This window comes from Streptomyces triticisoli (assembly GCF_003270085.1).
GTDB lineage: Bacteria > Actinomycetota > Actinomycetes > Streptomycetales > Streptomycetaceae > Streptomyces > Streptomyces triticisoli.
Window position 1 is genome coordinate 1 of record NZ_QFDQ01000296.1, and the last position, 18,313, is coordinate 18,313.

General features: G+C 71.3%; 15 protein-coding genes, 2 pseudogenes and 1 riboswitch. Of the genes and pseudogenes, 12 read left to right on the plus strand and 5 right to left on the minus strand.

Going from position 1 to position 18,313, the window contains the following annotated elements; all coding sequences use genetic code 11:
• From DEP02_RS32780 to DEP02_RS32800, 5 genes and pseudogenes are all read left to right on the plus strand, one after another.
• Window positions 1-146, plus strand: a pseudogene (locus DEP02_RS32780) (flavodoxin-dependent (E)-4-hydroxy-3-methylbut-2-enyl-diphosphate synthase); the annotation flags it as partial.
• Window positions 147-176: 30 nt separating this feature from the next.
• Window positions 177-2,087 (plus strand): 1-deoxy-D-xylulose-5-phosphate synthase, encoded by a 1,911-nt coding sequence (gene dxs / locus DEP02_RS32785; RefSeq protein WP_112471306.1) that lies wholly within the window; start codon window positions 177-179, stop codon window positions 2,085-2,087.
• Window positions 2,084-3,466 carry an aspartate aminotransferase family protein gene (locus tag DEP02_RS32790; protein WP_112471307.1) on the plus strand — a complete coding sequence of 461 codons (1,383 nt, stop codon included), beginning with the start codon at window positions 2,084-2,086 and terminating at the stop codon, window positions 3,464-3,466. The genes dxs and DEP02_RS32790 overlap by 4 nt, the downstream gene beginning before the upstream one ends.
• Window positions 3,467-3,539: 73 nt before the next feature.
• Window positions 3,540-4,163, plus strand: a complete 624-nt coding sequence (locus DEP02_RS32795; RefSeq protein WP_112471308.1) for a helix-turn-helix domain-containing protein — start codon at window positions 3,540-3,542, stop codon at window positions 4,161-4,163.
• Entirely contained in the window at window positions 4,160-4,279 is a 120-nt protein-coding gene (locus DEP02_RS32800; protein ID WP_112471309.1) for a DUF6126 family protein, read from the plus strand. Before DEP02_RS32795 ends, DEP02_RS32800 begins: the two co-directional genes overlap by 4 nt.
• 23 nt (window positions 4,280-4,302) lie before the next feature.
• On the opposite strand, the gene DEP02_RS32805 is transcribed toward DEP02_RS32800, so the two are convergent.
• Window positions 4,303-5,100, minus strand: a complete 798-nt coding sequence (locus DEP02_RS32805; protein ID WP_112471310.1) for a tyrosine-protein phosphatase — start codon at window positions 5,098-5,100, stop codon at window positions 4,303-4,305.
• 170 nt (window positions 5,101-5,270) lie between these two features.
• Here DEP02_RS32805 and DEP02_RS32810 point away from each other — a divergent pair, with 170 nt between their 5' ends.
• From DEP02_RS32810 to DEP02_RS32820, 3 genes are all read left to right on the plus strand, one after another.
• Complete coding sequence (locus DEP02_RS32810) at window positions 5,271-7,343, plus strand: alpha-galactosidase (protein WP_112471311.1); 2,073 nt, start codon at window positions 5,271-5,273, stop codon at window positions 7,341-7,343.
• A gap of 303 nt (window positions 7,344-7,646) precedes the next feature.
• A riboswitch (cyclic di-AMP (ydaO/yuaA leader) is annotated at window positions 7,647-7,803 on the plus strand.
• Window positions 7,804-7,807: 4 nt separating this feature from the next.
• Window positions 7,808-8,767, plus strand: a complete 960-nt coding sequence (locus tag DEP02_RS32815; RefSeq protein ID WP_112471312.1) for a M23 family metallopeptidase — start codon at window positions 7,808-7,810, stop codon at window positions 8,765-8,767.
• A 191-nt stretch (window positions 8,768-8,958) separates the two neighbouring features.
• Window positions 8,959-9,744 (plus strand): SGNH/GDSL hydrolase family protein, encoded by a 786-nt coding sequence (locus tag DEP02_RS32820; RefSeq protein ID WP_112471313.1) that lies wholly within the window; start codon window positions 8,959-8,961, stop codon window positions 9,742-9,744.
• Here the strand turns inward: DEP02_RS32820 and DEP02_RS32825 are convergent.
• The gene (locus DEP02_RS32825) at window positions 9,716-10,369 is read right to left on the minus strand and encodes a TetR/AcrR family transcriptional regulator (protein ID WP_112471318.1); all 654 of its coding nucleotides are present in this window, start codon (window positions 10,367-10,369) and stop codon (window positions 9,716-9,718) included. The two genes, DEP02_RS32820 and DEP02_RS32825, sit on opposite strands and share 29 nt — an antisense overlap.
• 79 nt (window positions 10,370-10,448) lie before the next feature.
• On the minus strand, window positions 10,449-11,033 hold the full coding sequence (locus DEP02_RS32830) for a carboxymuconolactone decarboxylase family protein (protein ID WP_112471314.1): 585 nt from the start codon (window positions 11,031-11,033) through the stop codon (window positions 10,449-10,451).
• Between the two features lie 145 nt (window positions 11,034-11,178).
• Here DEP02_RS32830 and DEP02_RS32835 point away from each other — a divergent pair, with 145 nt between their 5' ends.
• Both DEP02_RS32835 and DEP02_RS32840 read left to right on the plus strand, forming a co-directional pair.
• Entirely contained in the window at window positions 11,179-12,405 is a 1,227-nt protein-coding gene (locus tag DEP02_RS32835) for an MBL fold metallo-hydrolase (RefSeq protein WP_112471315.1), read from the plus strand.
• 47 nt (window positions 12,406-12,452) lie between these two features.
• Complete coding sequence (locus tag DEP02_RS32840) at window positions 12,453-12,836, plus strand: VOC family protein (protein WP_112471316.1); 384 nt, start codon at window positions 12,453-12,455, stop codon at window positions 12,834-12,836.
• A gap of 455 nt (window positions 12,837-13,291) precedes the next feature.
• Here DEP02_RS32840 and DEP02_RS32845 read toward each other — a convergent pair whose 3' ends face one another.
• Window positions 13,292-14,389, minus strand: a complete 1,098-nt coding sequence (locus DEP02_RS32845; RefSeq protein WP_112471317.1) for a vWA domain-containing protein — start codon at window positions 14,387-14,389, stop codon at window positions 13,292-13,294.
• A 1,201-nt stretch (window positions 14,390-15,590) separates the two neighbouring features.
• Between DEP02_RS32845 and DEP02_RS32850 the strand changes: the two genes are divergently transcribed.
• Window positions 15,591-16,820: a mannosyltransferase family protein gene (locus DEP02_RS32850; protein ID WP_232839387.1), complete on the plus strand. Its 1,230-nt coding sequence runs from the start codon at window positions 15,591-15,593 to the stop codon at window positions 16,818-16,820.
• A 61-nt stretch (window positions 16,821-16,881) separates the two neighbouring features.
• On the opposite strand, the gene DEP02_RS32855 is transcribed toward DEP02_RS32850, so the two are convergent.
• Entirely contained in the window at window positions 16,882-17,286 is a 405-nt protein-coding gene (locus tag DEP02_RS32855) for an STAS domain-containing protein (protein ID WP_112471320.1), read from the minus strand.
• Between the two features lie 669 nt (window positions 17,287-17,955).
• Here DEP02_RS32855 and DEP02_RS32865 point away from each other — a divergent pair.
• Window positions 17,956-18,313, plus strand: a pseudogene (locus DEP02_RS32865) (ATP-binding protein); the annotation flags it as partial.

The window sequence follows — 18,313 nt, forward strand, 5'->3', positions numbered from 1 at the left end:
GGAAGGTCATCAAGACCGTCCCCGAGTCGAAGATCGTGGAGACCCTGATCGAGGAGGCCATGAAGATCGCCGAGCAGATGGAGCAGAGCGGCGCCGCACCAGGCGGCCCCACCGTCACGGGGACACCGACAGTGACAGTGAGTTGACAAGCGGCACGGACCGAGAGGGGGCCCGGCGTGACCATTCTGGAGAGCATCCGGGGACCACGCGACCTGAAAGCGCTGTCCGAGACGGAACTCGGTGAACTGTCCGAAGAGATACGCGAGTTCCTGGTGCACGCGGTGGCCAGGACCGGTGGTCACCTCGGGCCCAACCTGGGGGTGGTGGAACTCACCGTCGCACTGCACCGGGTCTTCGAGTCGCCGGTCGACCGGATCCTGTGGGACACCGGCCACCAGAGCTACGTACACAAGCTCCTGACGGGACGTCAGGATTTTTCCAAGCTGCGCGGCAAGGGGGGACTGTCCGGCTATCCCTCGCGCGAGGAGTCCGAGCACGACGTCATCGAGAACAGCCACGCCTCCACGGCGCTGGGCTGGGCCGACGGACTCGCCAAGGCGCGCCAGGTGCGGGGGGAGAAAGGCCATGTCGTCGCCGTCATCGGGGACGGCGCGCTGACCGGCGGCATGGCCTGGGAGGCGCTGAACAACATCGCGGACGCCAAGGACCGGCCGTTGATCATCGTCGTCAACGACAACGAGCGGTCCTACGCGCCGACCATCGGCGGCCTCGCCAACCACCTGGCCACCCTGCGCACCACCGACGGCTACGAGAAGGTGCTGGCCTGGGGCAAGGACGTCCTGCAGCGCACCCCGATCGTCGGCAACACCCTCTACGATTCACTGCACGGCGCGAAGAAGGGCTTCAAGGACGCGTTCGCGCCGCAGGGCATGTTCGAGGACCTGGGGCTGAAGTACCTCGGCCCCGTCGACGGACACGACGTCCGGGCCGTCGAGTCGGCGCTGCGCCGCGCGAAACGCTTCCACGGCCCCGTCCTGGTCCACTGCCTCACGGAGAAGGGCCGCGGCTACGAACCCGCCCTCGCCCACGAGGAGGACCACTTCCACACCGTCGGCGTGATGGACCCGCACACCTGCGCGCCCCTCGCCCCGTCCAACGGCCCGTCCTGGACCTCGGTGTTCGGCGACGAGATCGTGAGGATCGGCGAGGAGCGGGACGACGTCGTGGCGATCACCGCCGCCATGCTGCACCCGGTGGGACTCGGCGGGTTCGCCGAGCGGTTCCCGGACCGGGTGTGGGACGTCGGCATCGCCGAGCAGCACGCGGCCGTCTCCGCGGCGGGCCTCGCCACCGGTGGGCTGCACCCGGTCGTCGCCGTCTACGCCACCTTTCTCAACCGCGCCTTCGACCAGCTCCTGATGGACGTCGCGCTGCACCGCTGCGGGGTCACCTTCGTGCTGGACCGGGCCGGCGTGACCGGTGTCGACGGGCCCTCCCACAACGGCATGTGGGACATGTCCGTGCTCCAGGTCGTGCCCGGCCTCAGGATCGCCGCGCCCCGCGACGCCGACCAGCTGCGCGCCCAGCTGCGTGAGGCCGTCGCCGTGGACGACGCGCCGACACTGCTCCGCTTCCCGAAGGAGTCGGTGGGACCGGGGATCCCGGCGGTCGACCGGGTGGGCGGCATGGACGTACTGCACCGGGCCGAGCGGCCCGAGGTGCTCCTGGTCGCCGTCGGCGTCATGGCTCCCGTGTGCCTGCGGGCCGCCGAACTGCTGCAGGCTCGCGGTATCGGCTGCACCGTCGTCGACCCGCGCTGGGTCAAGCCCGTCGACCCGGCGCTGCCGGGCCTGGCGGCCGGACACCGGCTGGTGGCCGTGGTCGAGGACAACAGCCGCGCGGCCGGCGTCGGCGCCGCGGTGGCCCTCGCGCTGAGCGACGACGAAGTCGACGTACCGGTGCGGCGGTTCGGCATTCCCGAGCAGTTCCTCGCGCACGCCAAGCGCGGGGAGGTGCTGGCGGACATCGGTCTCACACCGGTCGAGATCGCCGGACGGATCGGCGCGAGCCTGGCCGCCGGGGAGCGGGCAGGGACCGTCACGGCAGTCAAGGAGACAGCTGAATGACCACGGAGTTCGACCTCGGCAGACTCCTGTCCGAACGCGGAGCCGAACGCTACGAGCTGCACGCCAGGCACCTCAACCACCAGCTGCCGCGCATGCTGCGCACCATCGGCTTCGACAAGGTCTACGAGCGGGCCGAGGGCGCGTACTTCTGGGACGCCGACGGCAACGACTACCTGGACATGCTCTCCGGGTTCGGGGTGATGGGCCTGGGCCGGCACCACCCCGTCGTCCGCAAGGCGCTGCACGACGTGCTGGACGCCCAGCTCGCCGACCTCACCCGCTTCGACTGCCAGCCGCTGCCCGGACTGCTGGCGGAACGCCTGCTCACCCACAGCCCGCACCTGGACCGGGTGTTCTTCGGCAACAGCGGCACGGAGGCGGTGGAGACCGCGCTGAAGTTCGCCCGCCGGGCAACCGGAAAGCCGCGGATCCTGTACTGCGAGCACGCCTTCCACGGCCTGACCACCGGCTCGCTGTCCGTCAACGGCGAGGACGGCTTCCGCGAGGGCTTCGCCCCGCTGCTGCCCGACACCGCCGTCCCGCTCGGCGACCTCGACGCGCTCGAACGGGAGCTGCGCAGGGGCGACGTGGCCGCCCTGATCGTCGAGCCGGTCCAGGGCAAGGGCGTGCACGAGGCCCCGCCCGGCTATCTGTACGCCGCCCAGGAACTGCTGCACCGGCACAAGGCCCTGCTCATCGCCGACGAGGTGCAGACCGGTCTCGGCCGCACCGGGGACTTCTACGCCCACCAGCACGAGGACGGCGTCGAGCCGGACCTGGTGTGTGTGGCCAAGGCCCTCTCCGGCGGCTATGTGCCGGTGGGCGCGACCCTCGGCAAGGAGTGGATCTTCAAGAAGGTCTACTCGTCGATCGACCGCGTCCTGGTCCACTCGGCGAGCTTCGGGTCCAACGCCCAGGCCATGGCGGCGGGCCTCGCCGTGCTGTCGGTGATGGAGAACGAGCAGGTCGTGGCGAACGCCCGGGCCACGGGCGAACTGCTGAAGTCCCGGCTGGCGGCGCTCACCGGCAGATACGAGCTGCTCGCCGACGTGCGTGGCCGGGGCCTGATGATCGGCATCGAGTTCGGCCGGCCGAAGTCGCTGAGGCTGCGCGGGCGCTGGACCATGCTCCAGGCGGCCCGCAGGGGACTGTTCGCGCAGATGGTGGTCGTCCCGCTGCTGCAGCGGCACCGTATCCTGACCCAGGTCTCCGGCGACCATCTGGAGGTGATCAAGCTGATCCCGCCGCTGATCGTCGGGGAGGCGGAGGTCGACCGGTTCGTGGACGCCTTCACCGCCGTGATGGACGACGCTCACGACGGCGGGCTGATGTGGGACTTCGGGAAGACGCTGGTCAAACAGGCCGTCGCCAACCGGTGAGCGGCACTCGCCGGACCTTGCCCCTGAGGCAACGAATTTGCCCCAGGGGCAAGTGTGGCGTTCAAATGGAGCAATGAGCTCCCCCGAGTCCCAGCCCTCGGCGGGGCCGGTCGAGGACCTGCCCGCCGTCGCACCGCAGCTGCGCGCGCTGCGCCGCCGTACCTCCCTGACCCTGGAGGCGGCGGCCCGCGCCGCCGGGCTGTCGCCCGCCCACCTCTCCCGTCTGGAGACCGGACAGCGCCAGCCCTCGCTGCCGATGCTGCTCGCGCTCGCCCGTATCTACGGCACGACCGTGTCCGAACTGCTCGGCGAGACCGTCACCGGCCAGGACGCGATCGTACGTGCCGGGGACATGGAGCCGACGCGGGCCGGCGGCTGGACGTACTGGCAGGCCGGCGCCTCCGGGCGAGGCATGCAGGCCCTCAAGGTCCACGTCCCCCACGGCTCCCAGGGCGACATCGTGCGCGTGCACCCCGGCGAGGAGTGGCTGTACGTCCTCAAGGGGCGCCTCCGGCTGCGGCTCGGGGGCACCACGCACCTGCTCGCGCCGGGCGACAGCGCGCACTTCGACTCGCTGACCCCGCACCGCATCGTCGCCGAGGACCCCGACGGGGTCGAGCTCCTGTTCGTCCACACCCTGCTGCAAAGCCCCACGGCCGCACTGTGCCTGGGGCCCCTCACCGGAGAGATGCCATGAGCAACCTGGAAGAGAAGTTCCCGCGCGCCCTGTGGGTCCGACTCGTCATCTACACCGTCGTCGGGCACTTCGTCGCCGGGTTCATCTGGCTGCTGTTCTCCGTCGGCGCCGAGTGACGGCGGGATAGCCCCGGCGGAGGTCAGTCCAGCAGCCGCGCGCGCAGCCGCTCCTGGGTCTCGGGGGCCAGCCGCAGTCCGCGCTCCAGGTAGGGGTCGACGCCGCCCCAGGTCTCCTCGATGGTCTCCAGGGCCGCCGCGAGGTACTCGGCGCGCGCGTCGAACAGGGGGCTGAGCAGCTCCATGACCTCGGGGGAGTAGGCCGAGGGCGAGGTGGAGCTGCGGTACACCTTGTAGCGGCGGTGCTTGGCGTTCGACTCCAGGTAGTCCGCGACGATCGCGTCCCGCTCCACGCCCAGGGCGAGCAGGGTCACCGCGACCGACAGGCCCGCGCGGTCCTTGCCCGCGGCACAGTGCATCAGGACCGGGACGCTGTCGTCGGCGAGCGCGTGCAGCACCTGGGAGTGCTCGCCGGTGCGCTCCTTGATGATCATGCGGTAGGAGGCGATCATCCGGTGCGCGCCCTTGCCGTCGGCCAGGATCCCGCGCAGCTGGTCGAGGTCGCCGTCACGGACCATCTTCCAGAACTCCGCGCCGTCCGCCGGATCGCTCAGCGGCAGGTTCACGTTCCGCACGCCGGGCAGTTCGACGTCCGGCCCCTCCAGCTTCTTGTCGGCCGCGTTGCGGAAGTCGAAGATCGTGTGCAGGCCCAGGGAACCGAGGAACGCCGCGTCCTCGCCGGTCGCGTGCGCGAGATGGCCGCTGCGGAACAGCACCCCGTGGCGCACCCGCCGCCCGTCCACGGTCGGCAGCCCGCCCACGTCACGGAAGTTGCGCACTCCGGCCAGCTCGGGTTCGGTCGAGGGGACCTGCTGCGTCACGGGGACTCCTCCCTTTCGGCCCCGCCGTCACGGCTCGGCGGCGGGCGCGGTTTCGACCATACGACACGGCTTCCTGAGGCAACGAGTTGTCCACAGGCGTTGCCCGGGAGCCCCCTCCACCCGGATGATGTCCATGCTTGCGCGGACCTGTTCGGATCTGTGGGGGAGGCATGCTTCAGACCGCTGACGACGGCCGTACGTGGCTGCTGACCGGGCCCACGAGCGGTTACGCCGTCCATCTCACCGAGCACGGCGAACTGCGCCACCTGCACTGGGGCCCGCGCATCGAACTCGCCGACGCCGAGGCCCTGGCCGCCCGTCCGCTGCCGGACTCCTGGCCCTTCGAGTCCGCGCTCGACGGGCACGAGGAGTACCCGGTCGAGGGCGGCCCCCGCTTCGTACGGCCCGCGCTGTCGGTGCGCACCGCCGAGCGGCGCGGCACCGAGTGGGCGTTCGAGACGTACGAGACCAAGGGCGGTGAACTGCGGCTGCGGTTCCGCGACTCGGGGCTGGGCATCACCCTGCACCACCGCATGCGCGGCGATGTCGTCGAGCGCTGGGTGACCCTGGACAACCGGGGCCCCGACGCCGTGGAGGTGCTGCGCGCCGACTCCGCCACCTGGACCCTGCCCGACCGCGAGGGCTGGCGGCTGTCCCAGCTGCACGGCCGCTGGGCCGCCGAGTCCCGCCTGGTGCGCACCGGCCTCACCTACGGCGAGAAGGTCCTCGGCAGCCGCCGCGGCCACACCGGCCACCAGCACCTGCCGTGGGTCGCCCTCGACACCGACGCCGGCGAGGAGCACGGCGAGGTCTACGGCTGCGCGCTGGGCTGGTCCGGCTCCTGGCGGATCGCCGTCGCCCAGCTCCCCGACGCGCGCGTGCAGATCACCGGCGGCGCCGGGTACGACGACTCGGGGCTGCTGAGGCTTCGGGCCGGGGAGTCGTACACCACCCCGGTCTTCGCCGGCCTGTGGAGCGGCGGCGGCCACGGCGGCGCGAGCCGTACCTGGCACGCCTACCAGCGGACGTACGTCGTCCCGGACGCGGACCGGGACCGGCCGGTGCTCTACAACTCCTGGGAGGCCACGGGGTTCGACATCTCCGAGGAACGGCAGCGGGCGCTCGCGCGGCGGGCGGCGGCGATCGGCGTGGAGCTGTTCGTGGTCGACGACGGCTGGTTCGGCGCCCGCACCAGCGACCGCGCGGGCCTCGGCGACTGGCGGCCCAACCCCGACCGGTTCCCCGGCGGCCTGAAGCCCCTCGCCGACCATGTGCACGGCCTCGGCATGGAGTTCGGCATCTGGGTCGAGCCGGAGATGGTCAACCCCGACAGCGACCTGTACCGCGCGCACCCCGACTGGGTGCAGCACCAACCGGGTCGGAGGCGGACGGAGTTCCGCCATCAGCTGGTGCTCAACCTCGCGCGCGAGGACGTCCAGGAGTACCTGTGGGAGCAGCTCGACGGGCTGCTCTCCAGTGCCCCGATCGACTATGTGAAGTGGGACTTCAACCGCTGCTTCACCGACGCCGGCTGGCCCGGGGAGCCGTACCCGCAGCGCCTGTGGGCCGACCATGTGCGCGCGCTGTACGCCCTGCTGGACCGGTTGCGGACCGCGCATCCGCGGGTGGCCTTCGAGTCCTGCTCGGGCGGCGGCGGCCGGATCGACCTCGGCATCCTGTCCCGTACGGACCAGGTGTGGACCTCCGACAACACCGACCCGCTCGACCGGCTCGCCATCCAGCACGGCTTCAGCCACATCCATCCCGCGCGGGTCATGGCCGCCTGGGTCACCGACAGCCCGAACACCATGCTGGGCGGGCGCGTCAGCAGCCTGCGCTTCCGCTTCGTGAGCGCCATGGCCGGGGTACTCGGGGTGGGTGGCGACCTCACCCGGTGGACGGAGGAGGAACTGGCCGAGGCCCGGGACTGGATCGCCCTCTACAAGGAGATCCGGCCCGTGGTCCAGCGCGGCGGCCTGTACCGGCTGCGGCCGCCGCGGGGCGGGCTGAGCGCGGTGCAGTACGTCCTCGGGGACGAGACCGTCGTCCTCGCCTGGCTCCAGGCGCAGCACCACGGCGAGCCGCCGCCCGCGCTGAGGCTGCGCGGCCTCGACCCGGCGTCGTCGTACGCATGCCGTGAAACGGGGGAAGTGCACCGGGGGGCCGTGTTGCTGCACCACGGAATGCACACCGGGCTGCGAGGCGACCTCGATGCGGCAGTTGTTCGCCTCTGTCGCATTTGATCCCTACGCCTGAATTGCTGTGTTGATTCGAACTCGCCCCGGAATGAGGGTCGCTGGAACTGCCCGCGTGACAAGCCTCATAGCGGTGACGGTGTGTTGCCTGCCATGTTCACGTAATTCTGGGGCTTGTGCAGCGGATTGAAAAACGGGCGGGAGATCGAACTCACGCGGTGTGACTGCTGATTCCCGTGAGGGACCGAGTGAAACCCGCGGAAAGGGAACCGTCTGCTTGTCCCCGCGCTTCCCAGTCGCCTACGGTCCACACCGATCCGGACGGACGCCGAATCCTGCCGCCGTCCGGAACCCGCACACCCACCCACGCACGGCAGGAGCGGGGGACCCACAGGAACCACCGCCTGTCCCGGTCCTCCGGAACAGGCTCGGGGTGAAGCCGCATCGCGCGGCCGGGCAGCTCCAGCCCGAACCCGACAGCTCACCTCGCAGGCGCCGGAGAGGAATCCGCCATGCCCGCGAAGGGTAAGCACCGCCGTCCGAAGACCCAGCGTCTCACCCGCTCCCTCGCCGCCGCCGGAACCGGTGGCGCCGCCCTCGCCCTGCCGCTCGTCGCGGCGGCCGGCGCGCACGCGGCCCCCGCGCACTCCGTGACGGAAAAGGCCGTACAGACCGTGCCGGTGGCCGATAAGAGCACCGCCGCCAAGGACACCGCCGCCACGAACACGGACGTACGGACCTACACCGTCCGGGCCGGCGACTGCCTCTCGACGATCGCCGACGAGCAGCACGTCCGCGGCGGCTGGCAGCAGCTCTACACGGACAACCGCCAGGCCGTCGGCGACGACCCGTCGCTGATACACCCGGGCCTGAAGCTCGCCCTCGACGGCAGGGCCGCGACGACCGGCACCACCCAGGCGCCCAAGTCCGCGGCGTCCGGCTCGTCCTCGCCGTCCGCGCCCTCCGAGTCGTCCTCCAAGCCGTCCTCCGCGCCTTCCCCGTCCTCCGCCTCCTCGGCCCCGAAGGCGAAGACGGCCACCCGGGCCGTGAAGACCACCTCCACCGGCTTCACCCTCCCGGTGGCCGGCAGCGCGGTCGGCACCGGCTACCGCGTGGCCGGCGGCCTGTGGTCCAGCGGCTACCACACCGGTGTCGACTTCGCCGTCCCGACCGGCACCCCGGTCAAGGCCGTCGGAGCCGGCACGGTCGTCTCCGCGGGCTGGGGCGGCGCCTACGGCAACCAGGTCGTCATCAGGCTGAACGACGGCCACTACGCCCAGTACGCCCACCTGTCCTCGCTGTCCGTGTCGACGGGCCAGACCGTGAGCGGCGGCCAGCAGGTCGGCCTCTCCGGCTCGACCGGCAACTCGACCGGCCCGCACCTGCACTTCGAGATCCGCACCACGCCGAACTACGGCTCGGACGTGGACCCGGTCTCCTACCTTCGCTCGAAGGGCGTCGCCTTCGGCTGACGGCCGCGGCCCTTCCCGTGGCTGAGGCCGGCCATCAACATCCCTGATGGCCGGCCTATTCCGCGGCAGTCGGCAGGCATGTCGTGGCTTATCTCACCGGTCGTCAACCCCTGCCTACGGTCGCGTAGGTCACATCCGAAGGTGAATCATGGGCCGATATGGCAGACGATTCGAAGAGTGACAGCAGATCAGTGATCGGGTCGTACGTGGCGGTGGGGGACAGCTTCACCGAGGGCGTCGGCGACCCCGGCCCCGACGGGGCGTTCGTCGGCTGGGCCGACCGGTTCGCCGTACTGCTCGCCGACCGGCGGCCCGAAGGCGACTTCCAGTACACCAACCTCGCCGTGCGCGGAAAGCTGCTCGACCAGATCGTGGCGGACCAGGTCCCGAAGGCCGCCGAACTCGCCCCCGACCTGGTCTCGTTCTGCGCGGGCGGCAACGACATCATCCGTCCCGGCACCGACCCGGACGACGTGGCCGAGCGCTTCGAGAAGGCGGTCGACCGGCTCACCGCCGTCGCCGGCACCGTGATGGTGACCACCGGCTTCGACACCCGGGGCGTGCCCGTGCTCAAGCACCTGCGCGGCAAGATCGCCACGTACAACGGGCATGTACGGGCCATCGCCGACCGCTACGGCTGCCCGGTGCTCGACCTGTGGTCGCTGAAGACCGTCCAGGACCGCCGCGCCTGGGACCACGACCGCCTGCACCTCTCACCCGAGGGGCACACGCGCGTGGCGCTGCGCGCCGGCCAGGTCCTCGGCGTCGACGTCCCGGCCGACCCGGAACAGCCCTGGCCGCCGCTGCCGCCGCGCGGCACGCTGGAGATCCGCCGCGACAACGTGCACTGGGCACGCGAGTACCTGGTGCCGTGGATCGGCCGCCGGCTGCGCGGCGAGTCCTCGGGCGACCATGTGACGGCCAAGGGCACCCTGTCGCCGGACGACATCAGGACGCGGATCGAGTCGGTGGCCTGACAGCCGACGCGCTCAACGCCTCCCGCGCCGGGTGCCTGTCCGACGCGAATCGTCGGACAGGCACCCGGCCCAACTCCCGGGCGAGTGCCTCGTCCATCCACCGCCGGGCCCGGGCGCGGGAGGCCGCGCCGTCGTAGGCCGTCATCCGCACGGCGAGGCCGTCCAGCAGGGCCGTCAGGCGCAGGGCCGCGCCGGCGGGGTCCGGGCAGTGGAACGCGCCGGCCGCCGCCCCTTCCGCGACGACCTCCGTGATGGCCGCCTTCCACCGCCGGTCGAGATCCCGGGCGACCTCCCGCGACGCGGGCTCGCGCAGTGCGGCCGCCCAGCCCTCGATCCACAGCCGCCGGCCCTTGACCCGCCCGGTCGGCGCGTACCAGCGCACGGCGGAGCGCCGCCGGCGCAGGGCCGTCGTACGGCGGCCGAGCAGCTCGCGCAGCCGGGCGAGGTCGTCCTCGGCGGCGAACGCGGCCGCGACCAGCTTCTCCTTCGTCGAGAAGTGATGGAGCACCAGCGCGTTGCTCACCCCGAGGGCCGAGGCCACGTCGGCGATCGGCACCGCCGCCACGCCCCGCGCCTCGATCTGCCCGATGGCGGCCCGCAGCAGTTCCTCACGCCGCTCGGCCACGTTCAACCGCGCCCTCGCCACGCGATCACCCTGAACGGTCACCGTTTCACCGGGGCAGGGCGAGACCTGGCCGCACCCGTCACTCCCGTGCGGCAACCCCACCCGTGTCCGACGCGGCCTCCGGCACCTCGCACGAGTCCTTGAAGCCCTGACTCGTCAGGCCCAGGGACGAGTTGAGACGCGAGCGCAGATTCTCCACCGCCACCATCGCCGTCAGCTCCACCAGGGCCGGCTCGCCCAGCCGGTCGCGCAGCCGGGCGGCCAGGTCGTCGTCCACGGTGGGCGGAGTGGCCGTCATGGCCTCGGCGTACGCCATGACGTCGCGCTCCAGCGGCGTATAGACGTCGCTGTCCCGCCACACGGGAACGTCCTGCAGCTTCCGGGCGTCCATACCGCGCTCCCGGCTGACCCAGTAACCGAAGTCCATGCACCACGAGCACTCGATCGCGGCGGCCGAGGCCATCTCGGCGAGCGCCTTCAGACCGGGGTCGAGCCTGTTCCACTTCGCCACCGACTGCTCGAACCGCAGATCGCTCCACAGCACCCGCGGGTTGTGCGCGAGTGCCCGGGCGGGGTCCAGCACCTTGCCGTAGGCACGCTTGCTGTACCACTCGACGAAGCGGAAGAAACGGGTCCGGGGCGGGGTGAGTGAGACGCGGGCCATGGCGGCCACCTCCAGTACGTCGGTTCCGGCGGCACCGCGCGGGTGCCCTCACCGGGTACGACGGACGGGGGCGCGCCCGTGTGACATCGGGCTGTCGGAGGGGCCCTCCATAATGGAAGGCCTGACCGATTCCACTGGAGGCATCGTGGCAGGATTCCGTCCCCCGAGCTCCGGGCTCCGCGCGCTGCGGCCCGCGGCCTTCGGTGCGGACCCCGACGGAGAGCGCATGGCGCGCATCCGCCGGTCACCCCACTTCAAGGACGGCGTCTTCCAGAACCCCGGGGGTCCCGCACGGACCCGGCCCTCCGGCTCGATGCTCGATGTCGCCAAGCTCTACTTCGACAAGGAGGAGCGCCCCCGCCGCGCCCCGCGGGGCCCCGTGCCCGTGCACGCCACCACGCTCGCCGACCTGGCCGGGCCCGCGGCCACCGGTCTGCGGCTGACCTGGCTGGGCCACTCCAGCGTGCTCGCGGAACTGGACGGACAACGGGTCCTCTTCGACCCCGTGTGGGGCGAGCGCTGCTCCCCCTTCCCCTTCGCCGGCCCCCGGCGGCTGCACCCGGTGCCGCTGCCGCTGGCCGCGCTCGGCCCGGTCGACGTCGTCGTCATCTCCCACGACCACTACGACCACCTGGACATGCCCACCATCAAGGCGCTGGCCGGCACGGACACCCTCTTCGCGGTACCGCTCGGCGTCGGCGCCCACCTGGAACACTGGGGCGTGTCCGAGACCCGCATACGCGAACTGGACTGGCACGAGTCCACCAGGGTCGGCGGCCTCACCCTGACCGCCACCCCGGCCCGCCACTTCTGTGGCCGCGCCCTGCGCAACACCCAGCACACCCTGTGGGCCTCGTGGGTCGTCGCGGGCGAGGAGCACCGCATCCACCACAGCGGCGACACCGGCTACTTCGACGGCTTCAAGGACATCGGCGCGGACCACGGCCCGTTCGACGCGACGATGATCCAGATCGGCGCGTACTCGGAGTTCTGGCCCAAGGACCATGCGGATTCCACGCCGCTGCCGGGCGCGTGGCCGGACATCCACATGAACCCCTCGCAAGGGGTCCAGAGCCATCTTGACCTGCAGCAAGGCCGGCCGAGCGGGGTCATGCTGCCGATCCACTGGGGAACGTTCAGCCTCTCGCTGCATCCCTGGGCGGAGCCGGGGGAGTGGACGCTGGCCGCGGCCGAGGCGGTCGGACAGACGGTCGCCCTCCCTGTTCCAGGCCAGCCCTTCGAACCTGCCGGGGACCTCCCCGCGCGCCCCTGGTGGCGGGATGTGTCCCCGCCGCTGAACCGCAAGTGGCCCGTTCCGGAGATCGCTCCGGTGGCGTCTCGTGATGACCTCGACCTTGTGGGCGAGGGCTGAGCGCAACTCGGTGGCGTCCGGAGTGGAAGTCAGGAAGGCTTGCGCGCATGGTTTCGGTATTGCAGAACGTGGCGATTGACTGTGCGGACGCCTACGAGCTGGCCCGGTTCTGGAGCAGGGTGACTGGACGTCCACTGCATCCGGAGGACGAACCGGGTGCCCGGGAGACTCAGGTGCTGCTGGCGGAGGGCCCAGTGCTGTACTTCAACCAGGTTCCCGAGCCCAAGAAGATCAAGAACCGGATCCATCTGTGTCTGCGACCTGAGACCACGCGTGAGCAGGAGGTGGAACGGCTGCTGGGCCTCGGTGCCACCTTTGTCGCCGATCACCGCAATCCTGATGGCTCCGGCTGGGCAGTCCTCGCTGACCCCGAAGGCAACGAATTCTGTGTTCTTCGCAGCGATTCCGACCGAGCCGCGATGAGTTCCTGAAGCTCACGCGCCGTCCTGGCCGGTTTCGCATGACTGCTGGTCACGGCCACTCGTCGATGGCCGCGATGCGAACGGTCGCCTCGTAGCGGACCGCGAGTTCGTCGTACCTCGTGGGTGCGCCACGCGGCGCCATGGAGTCGAGCGGGGTGAGAGGCCTCCACCGCGTCGTCCCGTGTTCGGTCGACCAGGACCATGTCCAGGAGATCCTGCGGGGGGACCGTCGTAGCCGAGGACGACGGCCGGCGTCTCACCCGCCCGCACGGAGGGAGCCGCCGACGCGGCAGAGCGGCCGTTCCGTCCTGGCCCAAGCACAGGTGGCGAGGGCGAGGAGGGCTTCGGCCTCCCCGCCCGCCGGGAGGCCGCCCCGGCTTCACGGTCGGTCCGCCACCGGGGACCTCGGACGACCGCTGCTGACGCGCGGGCCTCCGCGACGCGGCGCTGGACGGAACCCTCGGCTACAGGAGGACGAGCAGCTTGGTCCCGGGGACCAGTTTCCGGTTGACCGAGGTCGACTGGACGAACACGGTGTACGCCGCGTTGCTCCCGGGGGTCACCGTGACCTCCGTCTCCGGCAGGCCCAGGAGCTGCCGGGCCGCGGGGCCGGTGAACACCTTTCCGGTCGTCCGGCCGGTGGTGGGATCCTTCTCCGCCACGGCGATCTTCTTGTTGGCCTGGATCTTCTCGCGCTTGGAGAGCTCGTAGAAGGCGCAGCCGGTCTTGTACGGGTGCCCGGCGCGGGTGACGAAATCGCGGATCGCCGTCTGCTGGTCCACGGGGATCAGCACGTACTTGCCGGCGTCGAGGGCCTGAAGGCTGGACTTCACGTCGGCCGTGCTGAGGTCCTGACCCATTGCGAAGAGATTCCTGGTTCCGCGCACCCCCTGCTCGCGGTCCCGCAGGAACCTCGTGGCGGCCGTCTTGACGGTGCCGATCGCCTCTTCGACGCCCTGGGCCGAGTCGGCGTCCCAGATCGAGATGTTGCCCGTCGGGAAGCCGTACTGCTGAGCGGTGCGCTTGGCCAGGGAGTTCGGCACCATGATGGCCGAGGTCCAGTGGTCCGGCAGGCTGTTCATCTTGTCCGCGATCCTGTCTCGCCACGCGTCCAGGACGGCGCGGCCGTCGGGAAGGTGGTCGTGGCGCGAGCCTGTCCTGTCCGCGCCCGAGGCGTTCTCCTCGCCGTCGGTGACGACGACCTGGAGGAAGCTGTGCTCGCCGTACTCCTCCCATATGTGGCCGAGGTCGTCGAGTGCCTTCACCGACGCCTGGATCAGCGCGGTCGCGCCGTTCTCGACGGTGTACAGGCCCCGCATGGACGGCAGGTGCTTCACGTCCATGTCCCACACCAGGTTCTCGACCAGATGGTCGAAGGCGTAGAGACTGATCCGGGTCTCATGGCCGAGCCTGTCGGACTCCTCCTTCAGCCCCTTCACGAACTCGTCCACCACACGGATGAGCTGCTCCGAATGCCCCCTCATCGAGCCGGACTTGTCGATGACGAGAGCGACGTGGTTCACGAAGTGCTTCTTGAGCCGGTCCTTTACCGTTGCGCTCATCGCGTCAATCCCCTTCCGTTCGTTTCCCCGTGGGGCCGCGACGGCGCCCTGCGGAGAAGCGGCTTCCTGATGAAGGCGTGCCAGTTGGTGTTTCAGCCTGTCCAAGTCGTCGAGCGTCGGCGTGAATCGGTGACGAAGGGTCGCCACGGGAGTCACGGAACGCCCTCTTCCGTCGGCAGACGTCTCATTCCGGGGTCGCGCAACCCGGTATGGACTCCGGTCCGTTCGGATGATGGCTTCACTGTATGGAGCACCACTGACAACGCGTGGGACGGTCGGCCGCGGCCGCCTTCCGACAAGGCGCTGCGAGGTGGCGCGACTCCCGGGTGCCGCTGCTCGGCGCCGCCACCGTCGGCCGGTCTTGCGTATCCACTTCAGGAGGCCCGTCTGCGACTTCCGGCGGGCGCCCGTACGGTGGGTCTCGCCCGTCGGGCATCACGGCGCCTTCGGCCATGCCCGGCTGAGCGTCCCTGCCCCGGTCGCCTTCGCCTCGGGGAGACCCTGGAGCCGATCGCTCGCGCAGCCGCCGGATGCCGTCGTGCGTGGTGGGTGGGTGGGTGGCTCGTCGCCGGTCTGCCGGGAAGCGGCCTGGCCGAGCGTCGGGCGGACGGTCTCACCGGTGAAGGCGCGATCCTTGCCAAGAACCACACGGACTCACCGAGGGAGGAGGACGTGGAGAGAACGGCAGATCGGTGGGCACCGGCGGGCCATTGCGCCGCTGTGGACTTCAAGAATCGAGAACGGCTTGTGGCCCGGCATGTACATGAACCCCTCCCCGGGCGTCCAGAGCCACCTCGACCTGCAGCAGGGCCGGCCGGGGGAGGGGACGCCGGCCGCGGCCGAAGCGGTCGGTCAGGCGGTCGTCCTTCCTGTCCCGAGCCGGCCCTTCGAGCCCGCAGAAGAGGTCCCCACGCGTCCGTGGTGACGGGACGTGTCGCAGTCCGCCACCCGCGAGTGGCCCGTGCCCGAGCCCGCTCCGGAGACGACGCATGGCCTCGACCTGGTGGGTGAGCACTGACCGCCGCGCGGCGGAACCGAAGCCCGTCATCCGCAGGGGGATCTCACTCTTCCGGGTGCCGTCGGTGCGGAGTCCGGGTGCGAGCGGCGACCGGGACGTCTTGGATGACGTCAGGGCCTCTCACCGCTGGGTGATCCGGCGGTCGGGCCGTCGGGCGGCGGACGGAGAGGAGGAGGCCTTTCGATGGACGACCCCTCCTACGGCGTCACTGACGTCGGCGACGCGCTGCCGAACCTGCCTCCCGCCCGTTCCGGCCGGCCGCCGGCGCCGAGTCGGCTGGTGCGGACCCGGGCCGTGCTGCGCAGGGCACTGCCCGGGCTGGCCGTCTTCGCCGTCATGCGGCTGGCAGTGGTGACGGCGCTGTCCGTCTGGGCCGTGCACGTCGGCCGTCATCCGCGCACGGTGCTGGGGATGGAATGGGACAGCGCGTGGTACGTCCGCATCGCTCGGCACGGCTACGGCACCGTGCTCCCCGGTCCCGCGGGATCCGGCATCGTCTACCACGACATGGCCTTCTTCCCCCTCTACCCGGCGCTGATCCGCGCGGTGAGCACGGTGGTGCCGGTCGGAGAGGTCAACGTGGCACTCGCCCTGTCGTGGAGCGCCGCGGTGGTCGCCGCCACGGGCATCTACGCGGTGGGCGAGCTGCTGCACGGGCGGCGGCTCGCCATCGCCCTCGTCGCCCTGTGGGCGGTGCTGCCCCAGGCCGTCGTCGCCACGATGGCGTACACCGAGTCCCTGATGACCGCCTTCGCGGCGTGGGCTCTGTACGCCGCCCTCACGCGCCGCTGGCTCACCGCCGGCCTGCTCGCCGCGCTGGTCGGCCTCACCCGTCCCAACGGGCTCGCCGCAGCCGCCGCCGTCCTGACCGCGTTGGGTCTGCACGCATGGCGCTGCCGCCGCGAGGACCGGCCCGTCGGCCGGCGGGTGTGGCCGGCCGCTGTTCTCGCTCCGGCGGGGTGGTTCGGCTACGTCCTCTGGGTGGGGGTGAGGACCGGCAGCCCGTGGGGCTACTTCACCGTCCAGCGACGGTTCGGCTCGACCTTCGACTTCGGTCACTACACCCTCTACATGTTCAAGCACCTGGTGCTCGCGAAGGCCTCCCTGGGCCAGTACACAGCGGCGGCTGTCGTGATCGGTGCGGTCGCCCTGTTCGTCCTGAGCGTGCTCGACCGGCAGCCGCTCCCCCTTCTCGTGTACACCGCGACGCTCATGGTGATGGCTCTGGGCGGCGCCCACTTCTTCACCAGCAGGCCCCGCCTCCTCTTCCCCGCCTTCCCCCTCCTGCTCCCCCTGGCACTGACGCTGTCCCGGGCCCGCCTGCGCACCGTGGCCGTCCTCATGCCGGCCCTCGCGGCGTACTCCCTCGTGTTCGGGGTCTACCTCGCCATCGTGGCGAAGAGCCCGCCCTGACCGGGGTGATCGACCGGGGTGATCCCACCGGTCGGGGGCCGATGCCCGTGAGGGGCGCTGCTCAGCCGTGGGGGCGGGGCCAGCGTGCGAGTCCGTCGGGCGACGGCGGCTGACGCGTCGCCTCCTGCGGCGAGTCGTAGAACTCGTACGCCTCAGCCAGGCCGCCGTGTTCGAAGACCCTGAACATCCGGGCCGAGGGGCACGCGATCCGCAGGGAACCCTCATGCCCCCGGATGTCCTTCGTGACCGCCACCACGGTGCCCAGCCCCGTCGAGTCCAGGAAGGGCACGAAGCACAGGTCCAGGACGAAGTGGCGGTGCCCCTCGCCGAGCAGCTCGAGCACTGCTTCGCGGATCCTGGAGCGGGTGTGGATGTCGACCTCGCCGTCGACCTCCAGAACGGTCCAGCCGTTCACGACGTCGTAGCTGGCGGCGATGTCCTCGGTGCGGATGACGGTGGTGCGCATGGCCATCCCCTTCCTGGTTCTGGACGGCACAGGATCCCCGGCGACGCGTTGCACGGCGGTCCGAAAGTGTCTGTGCCTGCAGATGCCGCCTGTTTCCATCAAAGTCGCTCGTCCGCCGTTCGCAAGCCGGGACGGCCCGCACGACCCGGTGCTACGGAGCAGGTCATGATCGGCTTGCCGCCCGGCGGCAGCAGGGGCTGCGGGCAGACCCCCGCACCCTTGTCGCGCGCGGGCCGACACGGCGGGTGACGGCGTGGAGGGCGCCGGAGAGAGCGGCAGCGGTCCCGAGACCGTCGCGGCGGGCCGAGGCCGGGCGCACGGGAGGGCGGACGGAGGGCGTACGGCGGGGCCGGGGGAACGGAAGGCCTCTCGGCCCTGCCCTTCACCCGTGACCGGTTCTGACCAGGTGGGATCGATCTCTTTCGGATCGGTGGCGCGGGTCGGTGCGGGCGTCCGGACTGTCGTACGAGCCCTCATACCAGAGCGGGACGATCGCTGGGGGATTTCGTCAACTGCTCACCGCGCATGATGCATCCGTGACTACTGTGAGTGTCCGCCGGGCGACACGAGGCCGTATACGCGCCTCTGTCGACCGGTACAGCGATGGCGCATGCCCGCTCGTGCCCCACCCGCGAGCACACAGGCCCGACGGACCAGTACGAGGAACAGATGTCCCACCTCCGCGCACCGGCCGCCCGCACAGACCGCCGTGAGGGCGGTCGGCACGGGCGGCCGGTCGCCCGCGCCGTCCCCCCGCTGCCCGAGACCCCCCTGCGGCCCCAGCTGCTGCGCCTGGCGGTGCTGCCGCCGACCGCGGTCGCCCTCAGCGCCGGCGCCGCCGTGCTCTTCACCGTGCGCTCCACCGGTGCGCACCCCGGGCTCACCCTGTGGGGCGTGCTCGCCGGGGCGTTCTGCGTGACGCTCGCGGGCATCACGACCGCCGCCGTCGCCGCCGGCCGGGCCGCCCGCGCCGTTCACGACCGGATCGACGCGCTGCGCCGCGCCACCGCGCGCCGCGAGGCCGACC

Coding starts and splice junctions, on each gene's coding strand:
- DEP02_RS32795 (WP_112471308.1), top strand. CDS start 3,540: ATGAGCTCCCCCGAGTCCCAGCCCTCGGCGGGGCCGGTCGAGGACCTG.
- DEP02_RS32800 (WP_112471309.1), top strand. CDS start 4,160: ATGAGCAACCTGGAAGAGAAGTTCCCGCGCGCCCTGTGGGTCCGACTC.
- DEP02_RS32815 (WP_112471312.1), top strand. CDS start 7,808: ATGCCCGCGAAGGGTAAGCACCGCCGTCCGAAGACCCAGCGTCTCACC.
- DEP02_RS32810 (WP_112471311.1), top strand. CDS start 5,271: ATGCTTCAGACCGCTGACGACGGCCGTACGTGGCTGCTGACCGGGCCC.
- DEP02_RS32790 (WP_112471307.1), top strand. CDS start 2,084: ATGACCACGGAGTTCGACCTCGGCAGACTCCTGTCCGAACGCGGAGCC.
- DEP02_RS32845 (WP_112471317.1), bottom strand. CDS start 14,389: ATGAGCGCAACGGTAAAGGACCGGCTCAAGAAGCACTTCGTGAACCAC.
- DEP02_RS32840 (WP_112471316.1), top strand. CDS start 12,453: ATGGTTTCGGTATTGCAGAACGTGGCGATTGACTGTGCGGACGCCTAC.
- DEP02_RS32850 (WP_232839387.1), top strand. CDS start 15,591: ATGGACGACCCCTCCTACGGCGTCACTGACGTCGGCGACGCGCTGCCG.
- DEP02_RS32855 (WP_112471320.1), bottom strand. CDS start 17,286: ATGCGCACCACCGTCATCCGCACCGAGGACATCGCCGCCAGCTACGAC.
- DEP02_RS32830 (WP_112471314.1), bottom strand. CDS start 11,033: ATGGCCCGCGTCTCACTCACCCCGCCCCGGACCCGTTTCTTCCGCTTC.